The organism is Rhodoplanes sp. SY1 (genome assembly GCF_046000175.1).
In the GTDB taxonomy this organism is placed as follows: domain Bacteria; phylum Pseudomonadota; class Alphaproteobacteria; order Rhizobiales; family Xanthobacteraceae; genus Rhodoplanes.
This window is the reverse complement of the sequence record NZ_JBEOMB010000059.1, coordinates 20,818-41,269: the sequence shown is the minus strand read 5'-3', so window position 1 is coordinate 41,269 and position 20,452 is coordinate 20,818. Positions and strand designations below refer to the sequence as shown.

Below are 20,452 nucleotides of genomic sequence, written 5' to 3'. Positions count from 1 at the left end.
TCGCGGGGTCGCTCTCCTCGCTGCAGGCCGTTCGGCCACGACGGGACACGCGGTGCGAACACGGAGGCGCCGCGATGACGGCGCACGAGGCGCCCGAGTCCCGCGTGGCAGGCTCGACCCTGACGGGCGCCGACAGGCCGGTGCCGTGTGAGCGCGAACCCATCCGCGTCCCGGGCAGCATCCAGCCGCACGGCGCCCTGCTGGTGGTCGATCCGGACGACGGACGGGTTCTCCAGGCCGCAGTCGGCCCGAGCGCCGCGACGGCCGTCCTCGGCGATCCTGTCGGCCGCCCGCTGGTCGAGGCGCTGGCCGCTGGCGCAGCGCCGCTGCTGCACGATCTCGACGACCGTATCCCGTCGACCGGCACGGCGCATCTCGGCCTGTTGCGCCTTGGCGACGCCGCCCACCATCTGATCGCCCACCGCGCCGACGACACGATCGTGGTCGAGCTCGAGCGGGCGCTCGCCGACGAGCCGGGCTCGTTCGACGAGGTCTATCCGCATGTGCGCGCCTTCCTCGAAGCCGTGCAGCGCGACGGCGACGTCGCCGCCCTGACGGCGCTCGCCGCCCGCGAGGTGCGGCGGATCACCGGGCTCGATCGCGTCCTCGTCTATCGCTTCGATTCCGAGTGGAACGGCGAGGTCGTGGCGGAGGACCGCAACGAGCGCCTGCCCTCCTATCTCGGGCTGCATTTCCCGGCCGCCGACATCCCGGCCCAGGCCCGCGAGCTGTATCGGCTCAATCGGCTGCGGCTGATCTCGGACGCGGGCTACACGCCGACGCCGCTGCGGCCGGCCGTGAACCCGCGCACCGGTCGGCCGATCGACCTCTCCTTCGCGGTGCTGCGCAGCGTCTCGCCCGTGCATCTCGAATACATGCGCAACATGGGCACGGGCGCCTCGATGTCGATCTCGCTGATGCGCGGCGATCGCCTGTGGGGCCTGATCTCGTGCCATCATCGCGACCCGGCGGTCGTGCCGTATCACGTCCGCACCGCCTGTGACTTCATCGGCCAGGTGCTGTCGCTGCAGCTCGCCGCCGACGAGTCGACGGCGGTCGCCGACCGCCGCGGCGCGCTGCGCGCCATCCAGACCCGTCTGCTCGCCCGCATGGCGTCGGCCGAGCAGTATGTCGACGGCCTGGTGGCGAGCGGCGACGATCTCCTCGCGCTCGCCGGTGCCGACGGCGCCGCCGTGGTGGCAGGCGGCACGATCGCGCGCATCGGCGCGGCGCCCTCCGGCCACGAGGTGCAGCGCCTGGTCGACTGGCTCGCCGGCCGCGAGCGCCTCGACGTGATGGCGACCGACAGCCTCGCCGCGACGATGCCGGGCGGCGAGGCGCTCAAGGACCTGGCGAGCGGCGTCCTCGCCATCTCCATCTCGCAGCTCCACGACAGCTACGTCCTGTGGTTCCGGCCCGAGGTGATCCGCACCGTCACCTGGGGCGGCGATCCGCGGACCCACGCCGAGCCCTCCGCTGACGGTCTGCGCCTCCACCCGCGAAAATCCTTCGCCGCCTGGCGGGAGACGGTGCGGCTGCGCGCCCGCGCCTGGGAGCCGGCCGAGATCGACGCCGTCGGCGAGCTGCGCACCGCGATCGTCGACATCGTGCTGCGCAAGGCCGAGGAGACGGCGGCGCTGTCGGAGCGGCTGACCAGCATCAACAAGGAGCTGGAGGCGTTCTCCTACTCGGTCAGCCACGACCTGCGGGCGCCGTTCCGGCACATCGTCGGCTATGCCCAGCTCCTGAAGAAATACGAGGGCGAGCGGCTGTCGGAGCGCGGCAACCGCTACATCGACACGATCGTCGAGAGCGCCATCTCGGCCGGCACGCTGGTCGACGACCTGCTCGGCTTCTCGCAGATGGGCCGCGCGACGCTGACGCCCGTGTCCGTCGACATGAATGCCCTGGTCGCCGACCTGCGGCGGCGCGCCGAGGCCGACACCCACGGCCGCAATGTCGTGTGGCGGACCGCGCCCCTCGCCGCCACCCGCGCCGACCCGATCATGCTGCGGCTCGCCATGCAGAACCTGATCGACAACGCGCTCAAGTTCTCCCGGCATCGTGACCCGGCCGTGATCGAGATCGGCTCGACCGAGACGGCGGAGGAGACCATCTACACGGTACGCGACAACGGCGCCGGCTTCGACATGGCCTATGTCGGCAAGCTGTTCGGCGTGTTCCAGCGGCTGCACCGGGTCGAGGAGTTCGAAGGCACCGGCATCGGCCTCGCCAACGTCAAGCGGATCGCCGAGCGTCATGGCGGCCGCGTGTGGGCGGAAGGCCGCGTCGACGGCGGCGCCGCCTTCTTTTTCGCATTGCCGAAACGATGAGGACCGCGGACGAGGCTCCCATGGCCGATCTCAAGCCCATTCTCCTGGTCGAGGACAGCCCGAAGGACATCGAGCTGACACTCGCCGCCCTCGAGCAGTGTCAGCTCGCCAACGGCGTGATCATCGCCCGCGACGGCGCCGAGGCGCTCGACTACATGTTCTCACGCGGTGTCTACGAGAGCCGGAACACCGCCGACCCGATCGTCGTGCTGCTCGACCTGAAGCTGCCGAAGATCGACGGCCTCGAGGTGCTGGAGCAGATCAAGCGCGATCCCGATCTGCGCCACACGCCGGTCGTGATGCTGACCTCGTCGCGCGAGGAGCGCGATCTCGTGCAGAGCTACAGTCTGGGCGTCAACGCCTTCGTGGTGAAGCCGGTCGGCTTCGACCAGTTCTTCCAGGCGATCCGCGATCTCGGCATGTTCTGGGCGGTGCTCAACGAGCCGCCGCCGGGCCTCGGGGCGACGAGGGACGAGTGACGCGCGCCTTCCACCAGACACCGCTGCCGGTCCGGGAGGTGCAGATCCTGCATCTCGAGGACGACGGCCTCGACGCGACGCTGGTGCGCGAGTTCCTGGCGGCGAGCGGCCTCGTCTTCCGCATCGAGCGCGTGTGGACCCGGGCGAGCTTCGTCGAGGCGCTCTCGACCGGCGCGTTCGACATCGTGCTCGCCGATCATCAGCTGCCGGATTTCGACGGCGTCACGGCGCTGGCGATCGCCCGCGCGCGCGCCCCGGAGCTGCCGTTCATCTTCGTCTCCGGCGCCTTCGGCGAGGAGCTCGCCGTCGAGGCGATGCGGCACGGCGCCACCGACTACGTGGTCAAGCAGCGGCTGGAGCGGCTGCCGCTGGTGGTGCGTCGCGCCGTCGCCGAGACGGCGGAGCGCAGCGAGCGGCTGCGCGCCGAGGCGGCGCTGCGGGCGAGCGAGGAGCAGTTCCGCACGCTCGCCGACAACATCGATCACTTCGCCTGGATGGCCGACGCCTCCGGAAATCTCTACTGGTACAACAAGCGCTGGTTCGACTACACGGGCACGACGCTCGACGAGGTGCGCGGCTCCGGCTGGCGCCGGGTCCATCATCCCGACCATCTCGCGCGGGTGGAGGGCGAGTATCGGCGCTGCATCGTGTCGGGCGAGTCGTGGGAGGACACCTTCCCGCTGCGCGGCCGTGACGGCGGCTATCGCTGGTTCCTGTCGCGCGCCCGCCCGATCCGAGACGCGGACGGACGGATCGTCCGCTGGTTCGGCACCAACACGGACGTGACCGAGCAGCGCGAGGCCGAGGAGGCGCTGCGCCGTCTCAACGAGACGCTGGAGCAGCGCATCGTCGCCGGGATCGTCGAGCGCGAGTCGATGCTCGCCAAGCTGCACGAGGCGCAACGGCTCGAGACCATCGGCCATCTCACCGGCGGCTTCGCGCACGACTTCAACAATCTGCTCACGCCGATCATCGGCAATCTCGACCTGCTGCGCCGGCGCCTGCCGGAGGCGGATCGCTCGCAGCGGCTGATCGCCAGCGCCCTGCAGGGCGCCGAGCGGGCCAAGACCATGGTGCAGCGGCTGCTCGCCTTCGCGCGCCGCCAGGTGCTGGAGCCGCGCCCCGTCGACGTCGCCCGGCTGGTCGAGGGGATGGCGGATTTCGTCGGCCGCTCGCTCGGGCCGCAGATCACCTTCGCGGTCGAGGCGGCAGCCGACCTGCCGGCCGCCCGTGTCGACCCCACCCAGCTCGAGCTCGCGATCCTCAACCTCGCCGTCAACGCCCGCGACGCCATGCCGGACGGCGGCACGCTGACCGTGGCGGTCGACGGCCGGACGATCGACCGGCACACCGACGCGGCGCACCGCTTCGGGCTGCGTCACGGCGAGTTCGTCCGCATCGTCGTCACCGACACCGGCACCGGCATGGACGCGGCGACGCTGACGCGCGCCATCGAGCCGTTCTACTCGACCAAGGGGATCGGCAAGGGCACCGGCCTCGGCCTGTCGATGGTGCACGGCCTCGCCGCCCAGTCGGGCGGTGCGCTGGTCCTGTCGAGCGCGCCCGGCGCCGGCACGCGCGCCGAGATCTGGCTGCCGATCGCCAACGAGCGGGCGGAGCACCGCGAGGCGCCGTCGCACGAGCCGGTGCGCGGCCGCGCCGTCACGGTCCTGCTGGTCGACGACGAGCCGCTGGTGCGGGCGACGACGGCCAGCATGCTGACGGATCTCGGACATCGTGTGATCGAGGCCGGCTCCGGTGCCCAGGCGCTCGACTGCCTGCGCCGGCTGGTGGACGGCGCGCAGCCCGACCTCGTGATCACCGACTATCTGATGCCGGCCATGACGGGCGCCGAGCTGGCGCGCGAGATCCGGGCCCGCCACCCGGACCTGCCGATCCTGCTCGCCACCGGCTATGCCAGCCTGACCGGCGAGGCGACGACCGACCTGCCGCTGCTCGCCAAGCCGTTCCAGCAGGCCGAACTCGCCGCCACCATCGCGCAGCTCGTCGCCGCCCCACAGGGCTGATCGGCGCCGGGTGCGCAACGGGTCGGTCGAGATCCTGGCCGTTCTCCACGGCGCGCGACGCCCGCCGGAACGCTTCGACTGAGACCAGCCTGCGTCCGCGGTGTCCCCCGCGCCCTACCCCACCGTCTGCACCTGCCCGGTCGCGGCGGAGCGGATCAGGGCTTCGCTCGCCGCGGCGCCGTGGACGATCTCGGCCGGCGTGATCGGGAAGGCCGGGCCGCCCTGGGCGGCGCGGGCGAAGGCCTCGAGGCCGGCCCGGGCCGTGTCGACGCGCGCCGCCGTCCAGGTCTCGGCCTCGCCCGTCACGGGCTGGAACCGGCACGCCCCGAACAGGCCGGTGCGGCGCTCCTCGGACGAGGCGCCGGCGACATGCGTCATGCCGTCGAGCCGCACCAGGCCCTTCGACCCGTAGGCCTGGATCACGAAGTTCGGCGCCGTCGCCATCATCATGCCGAGATAGGCGGATGCACCGCTCTTCAGGCGGAACAGCGCCGAGGTGGTGTCGTCGGTCGGCAGCTCCACGGCGCGGCGGAAGCTCTGGCAGTAGATCGTGTCGATCTCGCCGGCGAGCTGGATGAAGGCGTCGATCGCGTGCACGCCGAGCGGCGCCAGCGCCCCGCACGGCGCCTCCTCGGGTTTCGCGCGCCACGCCGTCCTCGCCATGAACAGGGCGTTGGGCACCGTCATGATGCACTCGATGTGCTCGAGCACGCCGAGTCCGCCGGAGCGGATGCGCTCGGTCAGACTGATCATTTCGGGATGGAAGCGGCGATTGAAGCCGATGCCGAGCGCGACGCCGGCCTCGTCCACGGCGGCGACCGCCGCCGCGGCCGACGCCTTGTCGTAGGTGAAGGGCTTCTCGCAGAACACGTGCTTGCCGGCGCGCGCCAGCGTCGTCACCTCGGCGGCATGGCCGGACGGCGGCGTCGCCAGGATGACGGCGTCGATACCGGGGTCGCGGGCGAGATCGTCGACCGAGGGCACGTGCCGGAGGCGGCGCGCGGCCATGAACTCCGCCATCTCGGGCGCGACCCGCGGCTGCGCGGCGGCGACGACCGTCATCACGTCCGACCCGTCCACCGATTCGACCAATGTCCGGCCCCACCAGCCGAGCCCCGCGATGGCGGTCCTGAGCATGCGTTCCCCCGAGTCCGTGGTGCTTATGAGATCCGGCCCGGACGGGCCGCCGTCCTCGACTCCGGCACGGCAAGGTGCGCGGCGTCAACACGCGATCGGCGCCGGGCTGCCCCGCCGCCGGTCCTGGCTGCGACCGGCCGCCGCAGCGGAACCGGAGGTCGGTCGCGGCCTTATTCACGAGGCGGAGCGGTCCTATAGTGCTCCCGTCGTCGGAGCATGATCGTCCCGAGCAGCGAATGCCACTGGTCGGGGGTCACGCTCCGGAGCCGCCGTCGTCGTCATCGGAGTGCCCCGTGGACCGGACCGTTCGCTACGTTCTCCTCGCCGTCGTGCTGGTGCTCGCCGTCATGCTGGCGCAGCCCTGGATTCAGCAGCAGTTCTATTCGGCCACCGAGCCGCGGGCGATCGAGCCGCGCGGCAATCTCGCCGATTGGGAGAAGACGACGATCGAGATCTTCAACCGGGTGTCGCCCTCGGTCGTGCAGGTCGCCGGGCGGGCGGGCGGCGATTTCTTCGCCGGAGCGGAGCCCGACGAGCAGAACGGCGGCGCCCAGACCGGCACCGGCTTCGTGTGGGACGCCGCCGGCCACATCGTCACCAACGCCCATGTGGTGCAGGGTGCGAGCGAGATCGCGGTGCGGCTCGCCAACGGCGAGGTCGCCCGCGCCACGGTGCGCGGCATGGCGTCGAACTACGACCTCGCGGTGCTGCGCATCCCGGCGCGGTCGCTGCCGCCGCCGATCCCGATCGGCAGCTCGGGCGACCTGCAGGTCGGACAGGCGGCGTTCGCGATCGGCAACCCGTTCGGGCTCGACCAGTCGCTCACCACCGGCGTGATCTCGGCGCTCAAGCGCCGCCTGCCGACCCAGACCGGGCGCGAGATCACCAACGTGATCCAGACCGACGCGGCGATCAATCCGGGCAACTCGGGCGGGCCGCTGCTCGACTCGGCCGGCCGGCTGATCGGCGTCAACACGGCGATCTTCTCGCCCTCCGGATCGAACGCCGGCATCGGCTTCGCCGTGCCGGTCGACACGGTCAACCGCGTGGTGCCGGCGCTGATCCGCAACGGGCGGGTGCCGACGCCCGGCATCGGCATCGTCGCGGCGCCCGAGTCGGTCGCCACCCGGCTCGGATACGAGGGGCTCGTGGTGGTGCGCACCGTGCCGGGCTCGCCGGCCGACCGCGCCGGGCTGCGCGGCGTCGACCGTACGGGCGGCGTCGTCGGCGACGTGATCACGGCCTGCAACGGCGAGCCGATCCGCCGCCTCGTCGATCTCAGCGACAAGCTCGAGCAGGTCGGCGTCGGCAACTCGATCGAGCTCTCGGTGCTGCGCGGCGGCCGCACCGTCACGCTCACGGTCGAGGTCGCCGACATCGGCGGGCGGCCGTGACATGACGGCGCCGCCTCGCCGCCGGACGCTCCGCCCACCACTTTGCATGTGAGGTGACGCACAGTCACGACACGGGCGCCGGCGCGATCCTCCGTGTCACGGCCGGCGCAGCGACGCCGGAGAACCGGAGGAAACCGCCATGTCGCCGCACCGCCGCTCGCATCCGCATCGCCGCTCCGTCCGCAGCCTCCTGGCCGCCGCCGTGCTGCTCGCCGTGTCCGCCACGGCCGGGGCCGCCATGGGCACCGACGAGGAGCGCTCCGCCTGCATCCCCGACGCGTTCCGCCTGTGCAGCAGCGCCATCCCGGACGCCACCCGGGTGATCGCCTGCCTGAAGACCGAGCGCGTCAAGCTCAGCCCGGCGTGCCGGACGGTGATGAAGCGCAACGGCACGATCTGATCGGGGAGCTTTCAGTGATCAGGTCGGTCTCGCCCCTCTCCCGAAAGGAGAGGGGCACAGAATGCGTCATCCCGGGGCGCGGATCATAGGTCCGCGAACCCGGAATCCATACGCCCGGCGGCAGTGGCTAATGCCCTCCGCCGGGGAGAGGTGAGGGTTCGACCGATGGTGAACTCGCGGGCCGATGACCCGGATCCCCACGTGATCAGATCGGCCGCGGGTTCGATGTGAAACAGGTCCGGTGTGAGACAGGTCCGACGAAAAAGGCCGCGCATCGCGCGGCCTTTTTGATTCGAGCCGTCCGTGCTGCGGCGCGCGGCGCCGCTGCTTCACCAGCCGATGCCGATGTAGAGCGGGTACCAGACACGCTCCAGCCGGGCGGCCATCATGTAGGGGCTGCGCGGCGCCGGCCGGGGCGCGACGGTGCGCGCCGCACGAGGGGGCCGCGGCTGTGCCGACGCGGCGCGGGCGATCCGCGGCTTGGCGGGCGCCGACGACGCGGCGACGGGAGCCTTGGGGGTGGCGGCTGGCTCGATAGGCCGGATGGACGGCTCGGGAGCCGCCGGAGCCGGAGCCTGCGCCTGGGTCTGGGTCTGGGTCTGGGTCTGGGTCTGGGTCTGCACCACCGCATCGGCGCGGGGAGCGCCGGCCGTCGCCGGGTCGGTCGCCGATGCGAGCGCCGCGGTGGACACGATCATGGAGGCCACGGCGCCGATCACGGCACCGGTGAGCAGCACCTGATAGACGCGGGACGGACACATCGGCTTGCTCCATTCGCTGATCGGATAATCGTGCGACACGATTGTGTCGTTTTGTGAGTCGTCTTGTCGGTCGTTTCGTGGTGTCGGTCGTTTCGTGGTGTCTGTCGTGTCGCGACCGGCGGACGCTCGGGGCCGGGCGGGGCGCCGGTCGGGCCGGCCGCGCGTGCGGCCGGGTCGATCGCTCAGAAGCCGATGCCGTGCATCACCGCACCACCGCCGGCGCGCGGCGCCGGGCGCGCCGTGGCCTGCGCGCGGGCCGGCTGCTCGCGCCGCGGGGCCGGACGAGCCTCGCGTTTCGGCTCGGGCTTCTCGCGCCGGGTCGCCGTGTCCTTCCTGGACTTCTTCTCGCGCGACGGACGTTCGGCGACGGGTGGCTTCTCGGTCGGCTTGTCGATGCGCTTGTCCGGAGCCAGAGCGGCGAGGCAGCCCTTGATAGGCCGCTGCGCCTGCAGCTCCAGGAGATCCACCGCGTCCGGTGCCTTGTCGCTGCGCTGCTGGGCGGTGCCGAGCCGGTAGGCGAGCATCGCTCGGCGGGTGGCGTCGTTGAAGACGCCGTTGTCGTCGCCTTCGTAGCAGCCGATGCGGCGGAGCTCGATCTGGGCCGAGCGGACGATCTCCTCCTGGCTCCTCTCGCGGGTGCGCTCCTTCTCCTGCTCGAGCCGGAGGGCCGCCTCGCGCTGCGCCTTCTGCTCGGCCTCGGCCGCCGCCTTGGCACGCTTTTCCTCTTCGTCGCGCAGGCGGGCGGCCTCGCGCTGGCGCTCCTGCTCCTGGCGCTGACGCTCGGCCTCGGCCGCCGCCTTCGCCTGGCGCTCCTCCTCGGCGCGACGCTGCGCCGCCTCGCGCTCCGCCTTGGCCCGCTCGGCATCCGCCAGCCGGGCGATTCGCGCGTCCTCCTCGCGGCGGCGGGCGGCCTCGCGCTGGGCCCGCGCCTCCGCCTCGGCGGCCGCCTTGGCGCGACGCGCCTCCTCGGCGGCGGCGGCCTTGGCGCGACGCTCGTCCTCCTCGCGCAGACGGGCGGCCTCGCGCTCCTGACGCTGGCGCTCCGCCTCCTGGCGCTGTCTCTCGGCCTCCTCGCGCTTGCGGTCGGCGATCGCCCGCTCGATCACCTCAAGCCGGGCCTGCGCGACCACGGCGAGCGGCGAGGCGGGGTACTTCTTGATGAAGGCCCGGATGGCGGCCGGGTCCGAGGTGTCCTGCAGCTTTTCCCAGGCGAGCCGGTCCGGCGTCGCCCGCTCGGTGTCGGTGAGGGGACGCGACGGCGTCGCGCGGTCGAGCGCCGCGACCGCCATGGCGTCCGGCTTCACCGCGGCGGCGAGCTTGGCGCGCTGCTGGCGGGCAAGCTCGGCATAAAAGCCGGTGCCGTGCACGGCCAGGAAGGCATCCCAGGCCGACACGGTGCCGACCCGCTCGGCCATCTCGTAGTCGCCGCGCGGGTCGGTGGCGGTCACCGGGATCCGCTCGGGCTCGGGCACCAGCGACACGGTGGCGCCGCCGAGCGAGCCGTAGACGAACGGCTCCTGGCGATTGTTGGTGCGGCGGAGCACCTCGTCGCGCACCCGCCCGAGGGCGATGCGGATGTCGAGGCCCGGGGTGGTCAGGTTGTCGACCAGCGCCTGGGTGAACGGGCTGTTGCGGCCCGACCCGTCCTCGGCCGTGGAGCCGGCCTTGGCCGCGTAGGCGACCAGCGTGTCGGTGCCCATCGGCTCGATCTTGGCGAGGCCCTGGCTGACCGCCCGGGTGGCGATCTGGCGCTGCATCGAGCGGAGGAAGGGATTGTCGCGGCAGGCGTCGAGGATCACGAGCCGCAGCCGCCGGGTCGATTCGATCGAGCGGAAGATGCGCTCCAGCGCCACCGCCTCGTCCTCGGCGTCGTAGTCGCTGCGCAGCTTGGCGTCGACCGGGACCATGTAGTTGACGCCGCCGACCTCGATGCCGTGGCCGGCGAAGTAGACGACGGCGACGTCGGCGTCGCGCGTCGTGTTGTAGAAGTCGCGCAGCGCCCGCTTGAACTCGATCACGCCGAGGTCGCGCTTGAGCTCGACCTGGTCGAACTTCGCCTTGCGGAACATCTCGGCGATGGCCGCGGCGTCGTTGTGCGGGTTGTCGAGCTTGACGACGTTCTCGTAAGCCGAGTTGCCGATCACCAGCGCGACCCGCCTGTCGGCGAACGCCGGGCCGGCGATCAGCACGGCGAGGCCGAGCGCCAAGGCCCACACGGCGGCGCGCCACGACCCGCGACGCGGCGCGGCCGCCGCGACGCCGCCGACCGCTCGCCGGCACGCCGGACACGCAAGCGCCGAAGATGGAGAAGTCGTCTCGGGACCACTGGATCGCGCGGCGGTCGATACGACGCGACGGTGCGCGATCGCGACGAGGAAACGTCCGAGCATCTGTCGCCTCCCGCGCCTTGGACACCTCTGCCCAGGACCATTCCTGACCAGGACGTGTCGTTTCCCTGTTCGCAACGCCGGGCCGGCCACACAGGGAAACCTAGCTGCGCGGCCGGGGTGACGCAATTTCCACGCTACGCCTCTGGTTCAACCTTTCGCGAGCGCAAGGCCATCGGCGCCCCTTGCGCCACCGCCTTCATGGCCCGGGGACGGGCGGACCGCCGTCCGTCCCCGATGCACGGAACCACATCACTTCGAGGCCGACTGCTTGACCTCGAGATTGACGATCTGCACCCGACGGTTCTCGGCCGCGAAGGGCTCGCCCGGCTTCTTGAGCTGCTCCTTGCCGTAGCCGGCCGTGACCAGGCTCTCGTCGGAGATCTGGAACTTGTCCTGCAGGAACTTCTTCACCGAGGCGGCGCGCCGCTCGGAGAGCTTCTGATTGTACTCCTCGCCGCCCTTGGCGTCGGTGTGGCCGCCGAGCAGGAAGGTGCCGCCGCGCAGATCGGGGCTCGACAGAGCCTTGCCGAGCTCCATCAGATCGGGCACGGCGCGCTGCACGATCTCGGCCGAGTTGTAGTCGAAATAGACCTCGAGATCGATCTTCTGCTTGTCCTTGGCGATGTCGGCGACCTTGGTGCGCTCGTCGAGCGTCAGCGCCCGGGTCTTGCCGCGGATCGTCTGCAGGAACTTCTGATCTTCCATCTGCTTCGGCGTCGTGGTCAGCCCGCGGGTCTTGGGGGCCGGCTTCAGCGCCTCGAGGATGTCGGTCGAGCTCGGCCGAGCTTGCGCGAACGCGGCGTGGTTGGCCGTGGCGACCAGCGTGCCCGCGAGCAGAAGAGTCGCGAAGGCCGCTCCGAGCTTGGTCCAGCGCGTCGTGGTCGGGACCGTCGTGGTCTGGCGTGTCATCTGTTTGTCCTCCGGCACTTGTCTAGGCGGGTGTCTGCCTGTCGCCGTCAGAATAGCGCGCTGACGATCCGATACTGTGAGCAATCTCACACACGTTATGCGCCTCCGACGGCCGACCGAGTCGCTCACTTTCTTGTGACGTCCGATACGGCGGGCCGCCGTCTCACCGCCTCGGCCCAGGCGGTGGCGGCGGCGACGCCGCACTCACCTGTTGGTGTCGGGATTTGACCGTGACGTTCGGCGGGGCGCCATGCGCCGGGTCAAAAGACTTGTCGGGCGGCCCGGTCGAGCGCGTCGCGGTTCGGCGTTCGAAACGAGAGCCGCGACGCCGAGCCCGAAGATGCCCGACACGCGGACGCTGGACACGCAGCCGCCGGACACTCAGAGGCCGGACACGAAAAAGCCCGGCCTTCGCGGGGAAGGCCGGGCCTCGTCGTCGAGCGGCCGGGTTTGGCGGCGGCCGCGCGATCACTGCGGGCGGCTTGCCGCCCGGACTGTCTGTCGCTCAGTACGTCGCTCAGTACTTGGCCATCACAGGCACGGCCGGCACCGGCGAGAACCGGTAGTTCAGGCCGATCCGGGCGATGCCGCCGGACTCCTTGGCGTCCACTTGCAGGGCGTTGTCGACCACGTACCGGTCGGTGCCGAGGCTGTAGTAGAGATACTCGGCTTTTGCCGACCAAGTTGCCGTCAGGGCGTACTCCGCACCCAGACCAACGGTCCAGCCAGAGGCGATGTTGGACGAACCGTTGATCGGCCCCGTCGCCGGACCGGCTGCGAAGTAACCGCGATTGAAGAACGTCTGCTGAGTCACTTCGGCAGCAGCCCAACCGCCCTTCACGAAGAAGAGAGTCCGATCCCATGTGTAGCCGAGGCGGCCCGTGATCGTCGCGAACCAGTCAAAATGTGTCTCGTCCGAGTAGAAGTACGCATCAAAGGTGCCGAGCTGGTCTGCGGCAGAGCCCTTCGCGTTGCTCCAGGCGATGTCACCCTCAAGGCCGAGCACCCAGGCTCCGATTTGATAGTTGTAGCCAGCCTGACCGCCGAGCAGCGCCCCGGCGTATTTCGGCTCGGAGCTGGTGGACGGCGCGCGTCCGACATAGTCCCAGTCTGTCTTGCCCCAGATCGTGCCTGCGTTCAGACCGACATAGAAGCCACGCCAGATCACCGGAGCCGCGACGGGCGTGGGTGGGGCCTTGTAGACGAGCCCCTTACCGGACAGCGCCGCCTGCAACGGCTCGGGCGAGAACTGGTAACGCAGGCCCGTGTTGAGGGTCCAGCCGTCGATATTTTCGCCGAACCGGTAGTCCCCGCGAGCATAACCGACCCAGCCGGTGTTCAGCACCTGGCCGGCGAGACCGGCCGAGATTTGGCCGTAAGTTCCAACTCGGTCGGTGGTGAGCGTCCCGGTGAACGGGACGCCGAGGCCCAGCACAGGATTGGTGGTGATCCGCGTCGACACGTCGCCGGCGAACTCGTGATAAACGCTGCCGGTTACGAACGGCTGCAGTGCCATGGTCGGCGTGACGATATTTGTGCCTATGCGCAGGCTGGCACGACCGAGTTCGCTCTTGATGTCGTCAACCTGGACGGTCCCGGGAAGCGAGAAGCCTGGAAGAGTCGTAAACAAGGTGCCGGCAACGTTGAGCGGGTCGACCTCGACGCGCGAATAGGTGAAGCCAGCCGAAGGTTCGATAAACCAGTTGTTCGGCAGACCGACGTTGTAGCCGACATTGCCGCCGACCGACCAACCGCGAGCATTCAGAGTCTGGCCGAGCAGACCGCTGGCCGGATCGTTCAGATCGAGATTGTAGAAGTCCCATCGGACCAAAGCGTCGGCGAAGAATCCACCTTTTGTTGCAGTGAAATAGCTCCCCAGGAACGGAACTTGAACGCCGCTGGTAAACGTCCCGCCCGCCGTCGCGTCACGCGAGCGTGAGTCCATGTAGCCCACGGTCGCTCCGGCGTGCAGATTCCAGCCGTCCCAGTTCAGCTTGGCGATGTCGCGTCCGACCTGGTAGCCAACGAAGTCTTGCCGCGTGGTCGTATTGCAGGTGACGTTGCCCCCGACCGTCGCATTCGCGATCTGGACATTGGTCACGCCGGTGTTCTTGGTCTCCACGGAACCGCCGAGCACCCGCCCCCAGATGCCGCCGCCGTTCTCGCCCGGGGCCGCATTGGCCGGGCTGCTGACGAAGGCCGAGCCGGTCTGCGCCTGGAACACGGTCGTCGTCGTGTTCAGGACTGAGACCAGCGAGTTGACGGCTCCGCCCTGCGCGAGGGGCAAGAACTGAGCTGGATTGAGACCGCCGAGTTGGCGGCTGTCGAGCGTGTTCACGCACTGCGCCTGCGCGGCGCCCGAGACGGCCATCGCGACCAACAGGGCCGAGCTGCCGAGAAGGATGCTTTTTCGGTCGATCCTGGACCGCGTGCTGATGGTCTGCATTGTCGTCCCCCGTCCCCCGACGAAAATCCCGACGATCTGTTTCAGGTCGTTTCCCGGACGATTAAACAGACAACCGGCACGGGTGGGAACAGGATCCGGGCGTCCGACCGCCTCAACCCCACGTTTTGAACGCATCACGTGCTTTTTGAGCAACACGCCATAACGCCAAAACGGCGCCCTCGCAGCTCCGGCTTATATCCTTGAAGCGTTAGGCATAGTCCGTTCGGGCGAGGGAGGGCACGGGGGGTGGTGGCGCCCGGATCGACGTCCCTGGTCGCGGGGCTCCGAGCCCGCAGGTTGTGTTTCGCAATGTGAACCAGGGGCGGAGTCGCCCGGGAATCACCCGGTCGGGCGATCCGGTCCGGAGGGGGGCGCCGGCGGTCCGGCCGCCGGCCCCGATCGGTGGCCCGGACCACCGGCGCGGCCGGGACGCAGGGCCGAGACGCACAGCCGCGACGCACCTGTGCCGAGAGCGGTGCCGAGCGCGCCCGGACCCGAAAGGCATCGGATCGGGGACCGGACCGCCGCCGCTCAGCGCACCCCGTAGCTCTCGAACTCCTGGTCGATGGTCGGGTCGATCGCCTTGGCGCTGCGGATGTCGGCATTGCCGGCCGAGGTCTCGCCCTTGCGGACCTTGGCCTTGCCGCGGCCGAACAGGGCCGAGGCCATGCGCGGGTTCATGCGCAGCGCCTGGTCGTAGTCGGCGATCGCCTTGTCGAGGCGGCCGAGCCGCAGATGGACGAGGCCGCGGCTGTCGAGGGCGTCCGGATATTGCGGCTTGAGGCGCAGCGCCTCGTCGCAGTCGGAGAGCGCCGCGTCGAGCTCGTTCATCACGGCGCGGGTGAAGCAGCGGTTGTTGAAGGCCTCGGCATCGGACGGGTTGATCCGGATCGCCTGGCCGAAGTCCTCGGCCGCCATGGCGTATTCGCGGCGCTCCGCCCAGGCCTGGCCGCGCTTGTAGTAGGCCTCGCCGTCGCGCGGGTTCTTGTCGATCTGGGCGTCGAGGTCGCGGATCACCTGGTCGCGCCGCGGCCCGGTCACCGGCGGAGGCGGCGGAGGTGGCGGCGTCACGGTCGTCACCTTCGGCTCCGGCGGCGGCGGCGGGGGCGGCGGCGTGACCACGCTCACGGGCGGCTCGGGGGGCGGCGGCGGAGGCGGCGGCGTCACCACCGACAGCTTCGGCTCGACCGGCGGCGGAGGGGGCGGCGGAGGCGTCACGCTCGGCGTCGAGGCGCCGCGTGAAAAGGAGAAGTCCTCGATCAGCGAGGACGACACCCACGGCACCTGCTCGTTCTTGGAGGCGCGCGACACGCCCATGCGGGTGTTGTTGAAGATCTGCTCGGCGCTCAGCCCGGGCGAGCGCATCTCCTTCAGGAGCTCGCCGACGAACAGGCTGTTCTCGCCCTCGGACTCGTTCGCCACCTTGTCGGCGGCGGCCGAGTACATGGCGAGCGTGCCGGCCGGCGCGTTGAGCGCGGCGAGCCCGGCCGAGAAGCCGCGGAAGCGCCGCTCGAACGGGTTGCGGCGGGCGGCATCGACGATGACGATCTTCACCGAGGCGCCGGCGCTGTTCATGGCGGCGAGCACCGACTCGATGCTGATGCCGTCGCGCCGCACCTCGCCCTCGGTCCAGATCTGGGCGTCGACCGGCACGATATAGGACTGCTTGCCGGTCTGGATGCCGTAGCCCGAGAAGAACAGGAGCGCGGCCGAGCCCGGCTTGATCTTCGCCTTGAACGTGTCGATGACACTGCGCAGCCGCTGCTTGGTCAGATCCTCGCCGGTCGTCACGTCGAAGCCGGCGCGGCGCAGCTCCTCGGCGACCGCACGGGCGTCCTTGAGCGGCTGCGGCAGCGGCTGGTTGTCGTCCGGATAGGTGGCGTTGCCGATCACCAGCGCGACGCGCCCGCCCGACGCCTGCGCGAGGCGCAGCGGCGCCGGCGCGGCCCGCTCCACGGCCGGGGCCGCCGGGTCCGGCGCCGTGACGGCACCACCGGTCGCCGCCCGCAGGGCCGGGCGCGACGCGCCCTCGGGCGCGGGCGGGGCGGCGGGGAGCGCTGCGGCGGGCAGTGCGGCGTAGAGGAGGACGGCGACCGAGAAGACGAAACGGGCGAGAACGGAAGGCTTCATGTCCGGACCTCGGCGCCGGACCAGGCGGCGCGCCGGGGCGCGTTCAGCCCGGTCACGCGCGCACGTGGTCGCGGCTGTGGGAGCGACGTCGGCGCCCAAAGACTGCGCGGGATCACAATAGTTACCTCGCCTTGCAATCTCAATATGGTCGCGGCACAGCCGCGGCGCGTGATCGACCGACCTGCGATCGAACCGGAAGCCGCGACGGTGCGTCGAAGCACCCGAACGGCCCGGACGATCCGGTCCGTCGCGGCCATCAAAAAGCCGCTGCGCTTGACACACCCTTCGGGCTTCCCTGAACGTTGTGATCTGGCGGACCCGGATCGTTCACCCCCGTCGCGACGGGCCGCCACAGGACCTTGGAATGCGTACGGTTCATTCGATCTCGATCGACCGCCGGGACACCGCAGGAACAGACCGTGGTCGCCGCATCCTGTGCGTCTGTCCCCGCTACACGTCCTCGTTCGGCATGTTCGAGCATGCCTATCCGCTGACCGACGGCGTCCGCGCCCTGATGCCGCCGCAGGGTCTCCTGGTGATCGCCGCCGCCGTGCCGCCCGGCTGGGAGGTGCGCTTCGTCGACGAGAACATCAGGCCCGCCACGCACGACGATTTCCGCTGGGCCGACGCCGTGTTCGTCACCGGCATGCACGCGCAGCGCCGGCAGATCGAGGCGATCTGCCACCGCGCCCACATGTTCGACCGGGTGACGGTGCTGGGCGGCTCGTCGGTGTCGGCCTGCCCGGAGAACTATCCCGAATACGACTACCTGCATGTCGGCGAGCTCGGCGACGCGACCGAGGCGCTGTTCGCCCGCCTCGCCGCCGACCCGACCCGGCCGGAACGGCAGATCGTGCTCACGACCAAGGAGCGGCGCGAGCTCACCGACTTCCCGCTGCCGGCCTACGAGCTCGCCGAGCTGCCGCGCTATCTCACCGGCAGCATCCAGTACTCGTCGGGCTGCCCGTACAATTGCGAGTTCTGCGACATTCCGGCCCTCTACGGCCGCAACCCGCGGCTGAAGACCCCGGAGCAGGTGACGGCCGAGCTCGACAAGCTCCTCGCCTGCGGGATGACGGGGCCGGTCTATTTCGTCGACGACAACTTCATCGGAAACCGTCGCGCCGTGCGCGAGCTGCTGCCTGCGCTGGTCGACTGGCAGAAGGCGCGCGGCTACCCGTTCATCTTCTCCTGCGAGGCGACCCTCAACATCGCCAAGCGGCCGGAGATCCTTGCGCTGATGCGTGAGGCGTCGTTCGAGACGGTGTTCTGCGGCATCGAGACGCCGGAACCCGAGGCGCTCCAGGCGATCGCCAAGGACCACAACATGATGGTCCCGCTGCTGGAGGCGGTCGACACGCTCAACCGCCACGGGCTCGAGGTCGTCTCCGGCATCATCCTCGGGCTCGACACCGACACGCCCGACACCGGCGCGCGCGTCATCGACTTCATCGAGCGCTCGCGCATCCCGATGCTGACCATCAACCTGCTGCAGGCGCTGCCGCGCACCCCACTGTGGGACCGGCTGGAGCGGGAAGGCCGGCTGATCGACGACGAGGATCGCGAGTCCAATGTCGACTTCCTGATGCCCTACGACGAAGTTCTCGCCATGTGGCGGGACTGCATGGAGCGCGCCTTCTCGCCGGCCGCGGTCCTGTCACGCTACCGTCATCAGCTCGAGCACACCTATCCGAACCGGCTGAAGGTGCCGTTCCGCCAGCGCCACGTCCCCTGGCGCGACGTCGTGCGCGGCCTCAAGATGCTGCGCGCCGTGCTGTGGGAGGTCGGCGTCAGAGCCGACTATCGGGCCGAGTTCTGGACGGTCGCGATCGAATGCCTGAAGCGCGGCCAGATCGAGCACCTGATCCGCATCGGCGTGATGGCCCATCATCTGGTGATGAGCGGCCGCGACGCCGTCGAGGGCCGCCAGAAGGCGTCGCACTACTCGGCCCGCCCGCAGGAGGTGCCGGTGCCGGCGGAGTAGGCCGCGATCATCACATCCGTTTCGCCGGTCATTCCGGAAGCGTCGCGAAGCGGCGCTGTCCGGAATCCATATCCCCGGTCAGTGAGTATGGATTCCGGGCTCGCGGCCTTCGGCCGCGCCCCGGAATGACCAGCTCTTTGCGTGTCAATCCGAGTCATGCCCGTCACCGATCTGATCAAGTCCTCCTTCGCCGCCCTCACCGCGAAACAATCAGGCCCGAGCCTCTACGATCTCTGCGACCCGCTGCTGCGCGGGGCGGGTCCGGGCGACGCGCACTTACGCACCTTCTACAAGACCGCGGTCGCCAATCCGGTGCTCCGCCCCCTGATGGGCCGCGCCGGCCTGCCGGCGCTCGCCGATCCGGACCGCTTCGGCGCCCTGCAGGGCGCGATCCGCTCGGCCCGCGACGACGCCGCGCCCGACTGGGCCGCCGTCGGCCGCGCCGTCGCGCCGCTGATCGACGCGGTGCCGCAGCAGCATCCGCGCCGCCCGCCGCTCGCCGGACACGCCGCGATGCCGCCGCTGGCCGAGATCGACCGCGTCATCAAGGGCTGCGCGACCGACCTCCTCGGCTCGTACACCCGCAACCGGGGCTTTATCCCGGCCTACGCCGCCTTCAACCTGGTCGGCGACCCGGACTTCCATGGCCGCGATCTCGTCACGGCGCTGGTCGGGCTGAACGCCCGCACCTACAAGAACGCGACGCTGCTGTTCAATCTCGCCCGCGCCTTCATCCTGCCGAACGCGCCGATCGCCCGCCTCCTCAACCCCGGCTGGTCGGGCTTCGCCGAGCCGATGTGGGAGCCGGTGCAGATCCGCCATCGCTCGGCCTATTACGACGCCTTCTTCGCCGAGGCCCTGATGGACTATCTCGGCACCGGCTTAGCCACAGCGGACGAGACGGCGCGCGCCAACACGGCGATCGCCGGCATGATCGAGTTCTGCCTGACCACCAGCCGCGAGACCGTGAGGCACCCGACCGACGGCACGCCGTTCGACGTGGTGACGGCGCTGGTCAAGCCGCCGCATGTGCGGATGAGCAAGTTCTTCTGGAGGCTCAAGAGCGATCTCGGCTTCGGCCTGTACGTGCCCGACTGCGACACGACGGCCTGCTCGCTGTCGGCCGCGACCCAGTTCGGCTCGCTGGACCCGATGCTCGACCAGCCCTTCCTAGACTACTACGCCGGCTATCAGGTGCGGCCCGGCACCAACCGGGCGCCGCCCTCGGTCGACATCAACGCGCCGATCGACTTCACCGGCGGCATCGTCACCTGGATCGAGAACGCGGCCGGCGACAACCCGTTCGGCAACGACCTCGACCCGACCCTCAATCTCGACGTCCTCGAGGCGGCGTTCCGCAATCACGCGCGCTGGGACATCGTCGGCACCGAGCAGCGCGTGACCTTTTTGCGCGGCGTCGTCGACTTCCATGACAGGCTGATCGGGTCCGGGGCGTTCGCGGATCCGCGCGCCCACATCTACTATCTGCCGGAGCTATACGCCGCCTATTTCGGCCGCTGCCTCGCCGCCTTCCGGGCGATGCCGGCGGCGATCCAGAAAGCCATCGACCCGGCCGACCGCTTCGCGGCGATGCGCGAAACAATCCTGGCCTATGTGCAGGACGACCTCGCCGCGCACGAGATGAACCCGTTCGACGCGGCGCTCGCGCTCCTCGCGCTCGCCAAGCTCGGCGGCGACCGCGCCTGTTTCGCCCCCGCCGTCGCCGCGATGGTCGACGCCTATGGCGAGGGCGGCCGCAAGGGGCCGTACAAGGCCTACGAGTGGAACAAGATGAAGACCCCGACCCGCATCCTGGTCGGCGGCCCCGAGGTCACCTCGGCCTTCGTGCTCTCGGCGCTGTCGCACGCGCGGACGAGTCTCGCGGAAGCGCACTGAACCGGCGCGCCGCCCGGGTGGACCAATCGACACGGCCGCGCGGCGAATCGGTCCGCGGTCGCCCGCCCGAGGACGACCGTATTCGCGCGCCACTGTCGGGGCGGCGGCTGTGGGCACGACGGCCGGCCGCATGGCAACGCGGGGGGCGAAAGTGATAGAGATCACA

13 protein-coding genes are annotated in these 20,452 nt (G+C 70.4%); 7 read left to right on the top strand and 6 right to left on the bottom strand.

Annotation, left to right across the window (positions count from 1 at the left end; translation table 11 throughout):
* The first annotated feature begins 74 nt into the window (after positions 1–74).
* The 3 genes from ABTU92_RS16085 to ABTU92_RS16075 are packed head-to-tail and all read left to right on the top strand — an operon-like array spanning position 75 to position 4,839.
* Complete coding sequence (locus tag ABTU92_RS16085; protein WP_408092371.1) at positions 75–2,333, top strand: ATP-binding protein; 2,259 nt, start codon at positions 75–77, stop codon at positions 2,331–2,333.
* A 20-nt stretch (positions 2,334–2,353) separates the two neighbouring features.
* Entirely contained in the window at positions 2,354–2,812 is a 459-nt protein-coding gene (locus ABTU92_RS16080) for a response regulator (protein ID WP_408092369.1), read from the top strand.
* Complete coding sequence (locus tag ABTU92_RS16075) at positions 2,809–4,839, top strand: response regulator (RefSeq protein ID WP_408092367.1); 2,031 nt, start codon at positions 2,809–2,811, stop codon at positions 4,837–4,839. Before ABTU92_RS16080 ends, ABTU92_RS16075 begins: the two co-directional genes overlap by 4 nt.
* Before the next feature lie 114 nt (positions 4,840–4,953).
* On the opposite strand, the gene ABTU92_RS16070 is transcribed toward ABTU92_RS16075, so the two are convergent.
* Positions 4,954–5,976: a Gfo/Idh/MocA family protein gene (locus ABTU92_RS16070; RefSeq protein WP_408092365.1), complete on the bottom strand. Its 1,023-nt coding sequence runs from the start codon at positions 5,974–5,976 to the stop codon at positions 4,954–4,956.
* Between the two features lie 347 nt (positions 5,977–6,323).
* Between ABTU92_RS16070 and ABTU92_RS16065 the strand changes: the two genes are divergently transcribed.
* A complete protein-coding gene (locus ABTU92_RS16065; protein WP_408092513.1) occupies positions 6,324–7,370 on the top strand; it encodes a S1C family serine protease in 1,047 nt (348 codons plus the stop codon).
* Positions 7,371–7,509: 139 nt separating this feature from the next.
* Positions 7,510–7,770 carry a hypothetical protein gene (locus ABTU92_RS16060; protein ID WP_408092363.1) on the top strand — a complete coding sequence of 87 codons (261 nt, stop codon included), beginning with the start codon at positions 7,510–7,512 and terminating at the stop codon, positions 7,768–7,770.
* A 329-nt stretch (positions 7,771–8,099) separates the two neighbouring features.
* On the opposite strand, the gene ABTU92_RS16055 is transcribed toward ABTU92_RS16060, so the two are convergent.
* The 5 genes from ABTU92_RS16055 to ABTU92_RS16035 all read right to left on the bottom strand — a co-directional run bounded on the left by ABTU92_RS16055 (position 8,100) and on the right by ABTU92_RS16035 (position 16,406).
* Complete coding sequence (locus tag ABTU92_RS16055; RefSeq protein ID WP_408092361.1) at positions 8,100–8,570, bottom strand: hypothetical protein; 471 nt, start codon at positions 8,568–8,570, stop codon at positions 8,100–8,102.
* 143 nt (positions 8,571–8,713) lie between these two features.
* Positions 8,714–10,747: a caspase family protein gene (locus ABTU92_RS16050; protein ID WP_408092359.1), complete on the bottom strand. Its 2,034-nt coding sequence runs from the start codon at positions 10,745–10,747 to the stop codon at positions 8,714–8,716.
* Positions 10,748–11,170: 423 nt separating this feature from the next.
* Positions 11,171–11,830: an OmpA family protein gene (locus ABTU92_RS16045; RefSeq protein ID WP_408092357.1), complete on the bottom strand. Its 660-nt coding sequence runs from the start codon at positions 11,828–11,830 to the stop codon at positions 11,171–11,173.
* Positions 11,831–12,347: 517 nt separating this feature from the next.
* Positions 12,348–14,432, bottom strand: coding sequence for an autotransporter domain-containing protein (locus ABTU92_RS16040; protein WP_408092355.1), 2,085 nt, complete (start codon positions 14,430–14,432; stop codon positions 12,348–12,350).
* A gap of 375 nt (positions 14,433–14,807) precedes the next feature.
* Complete coding sequence (locus ABTU92_RS16035; protein WP_408092353.1) at positions 14,808–16,406, bottom strand: caspase family protein; 1,599 nt, start codon at positions 16,404–16,406, stop codon at positions 14,808–14,810.
* Positions 16,407–16,770: 364 nt separating this feature from the next.
* Here ABTU92_RS16035 and ABTU92_RS16030 point away from each other — a divergent pair, with 364 nt between their 5' ends.
* A complete protein-coding gene (locus tag ABTU92_RS16030) occupies positions 16,771–18,390 on the top strand; it encodes a B12-binding domain-containing radical SAM protein (RefSeq protein ID WP_408092351.1) in 1,620 nt (539 codons plus the stop codon).
* A gap of 156 nt (positions 18,391–18,546) precedes the next feature.
* The gene (locus tag ABTU92_RS16025; protein ID WP_408092349.1) at positions 18,547–20,286 is read left to right on the top strand and encodes a hypothetical protein; all 1,740 of its coding nucleotides are present in this window, start codon (positions 18,547–18,549) and stop codon (positions 20,284–20,286) included.
* Positions 20,287–20,452 lie beyond the last annotated feature (166 nt).

What these genes read in the sequence shown, in the direction of transcription:
- ABTU92_RS16085 (WP_408092371.1), top strand. Translation starts at nt 75, where the DNA reads ATGACGGCGCACGAGGCGCCCGAGTCCCGCGTGGCAGGCTCGACCCTG.
- ABTU92_RS16060 (WP_408092363.1), top strand. Translation starts at nt 7,510, where the DNA reads ATGTCGCCGCACCGCCGCTCGCATCCGCATCGCCGCTCCGTCCGCAGC.
- ABTU92_RS16030 (WP_408092351.1), top strand. Translation starts at nt 16,771, where the DNA reads ATGCGTACGGTTCATTCGATCTCGATCGACCGCCGGGACACCGCAGGA.
- ABTU92_RS16035 (WP_408092353.1), bottom strand. Translation starts at nt 16,406, where the DNA reads ATGAAGCCTTCCGTTCTCGCCCGTTTCGTCTTCTCGGTCGCCGTCCTC.
- ABTU92_RS16080 (WP_408092369.1), top strand. Translation starts at nt 2,354, where the DNA reads ATGGCCGATCTCAAGCCCATTCTCCTGGTCGAGGACAGCCCGAAGGAC.
- ABTU92_RS16025 (WP_408092349.1), top strand. Translation starts at nt 18,547, where the DNA reads ATGCCCGTCACCGATCTGATCAAGTCCTCCTTCGCCGCCCTCACCGCG.
- ABTU92_RS16065 (WP_408092513.1), top strand. Translation starts at nt 6,324, where the DNA reads ATGCTGGCGCAGCCCTGGATTCAGCAGCAGTTCTATTCGGCCACCGAG.
- ABTU92_RS16045 (WP_408092357.1), bottom strand. Translation starts at nt 11,830, where the DNA reads ATGACACGCCAGACCACGACGGTCCCGACCACGACGCGCTGGACCAAG.
- ABTU92_RS16070 (WP_408092365.1), bottom strand. Translation starts at nt 5,976, where the DNA reads ATGCTCAGGACCGCCATCGCGGGGCTCGGCTGGTGGGGCCGGACATTG.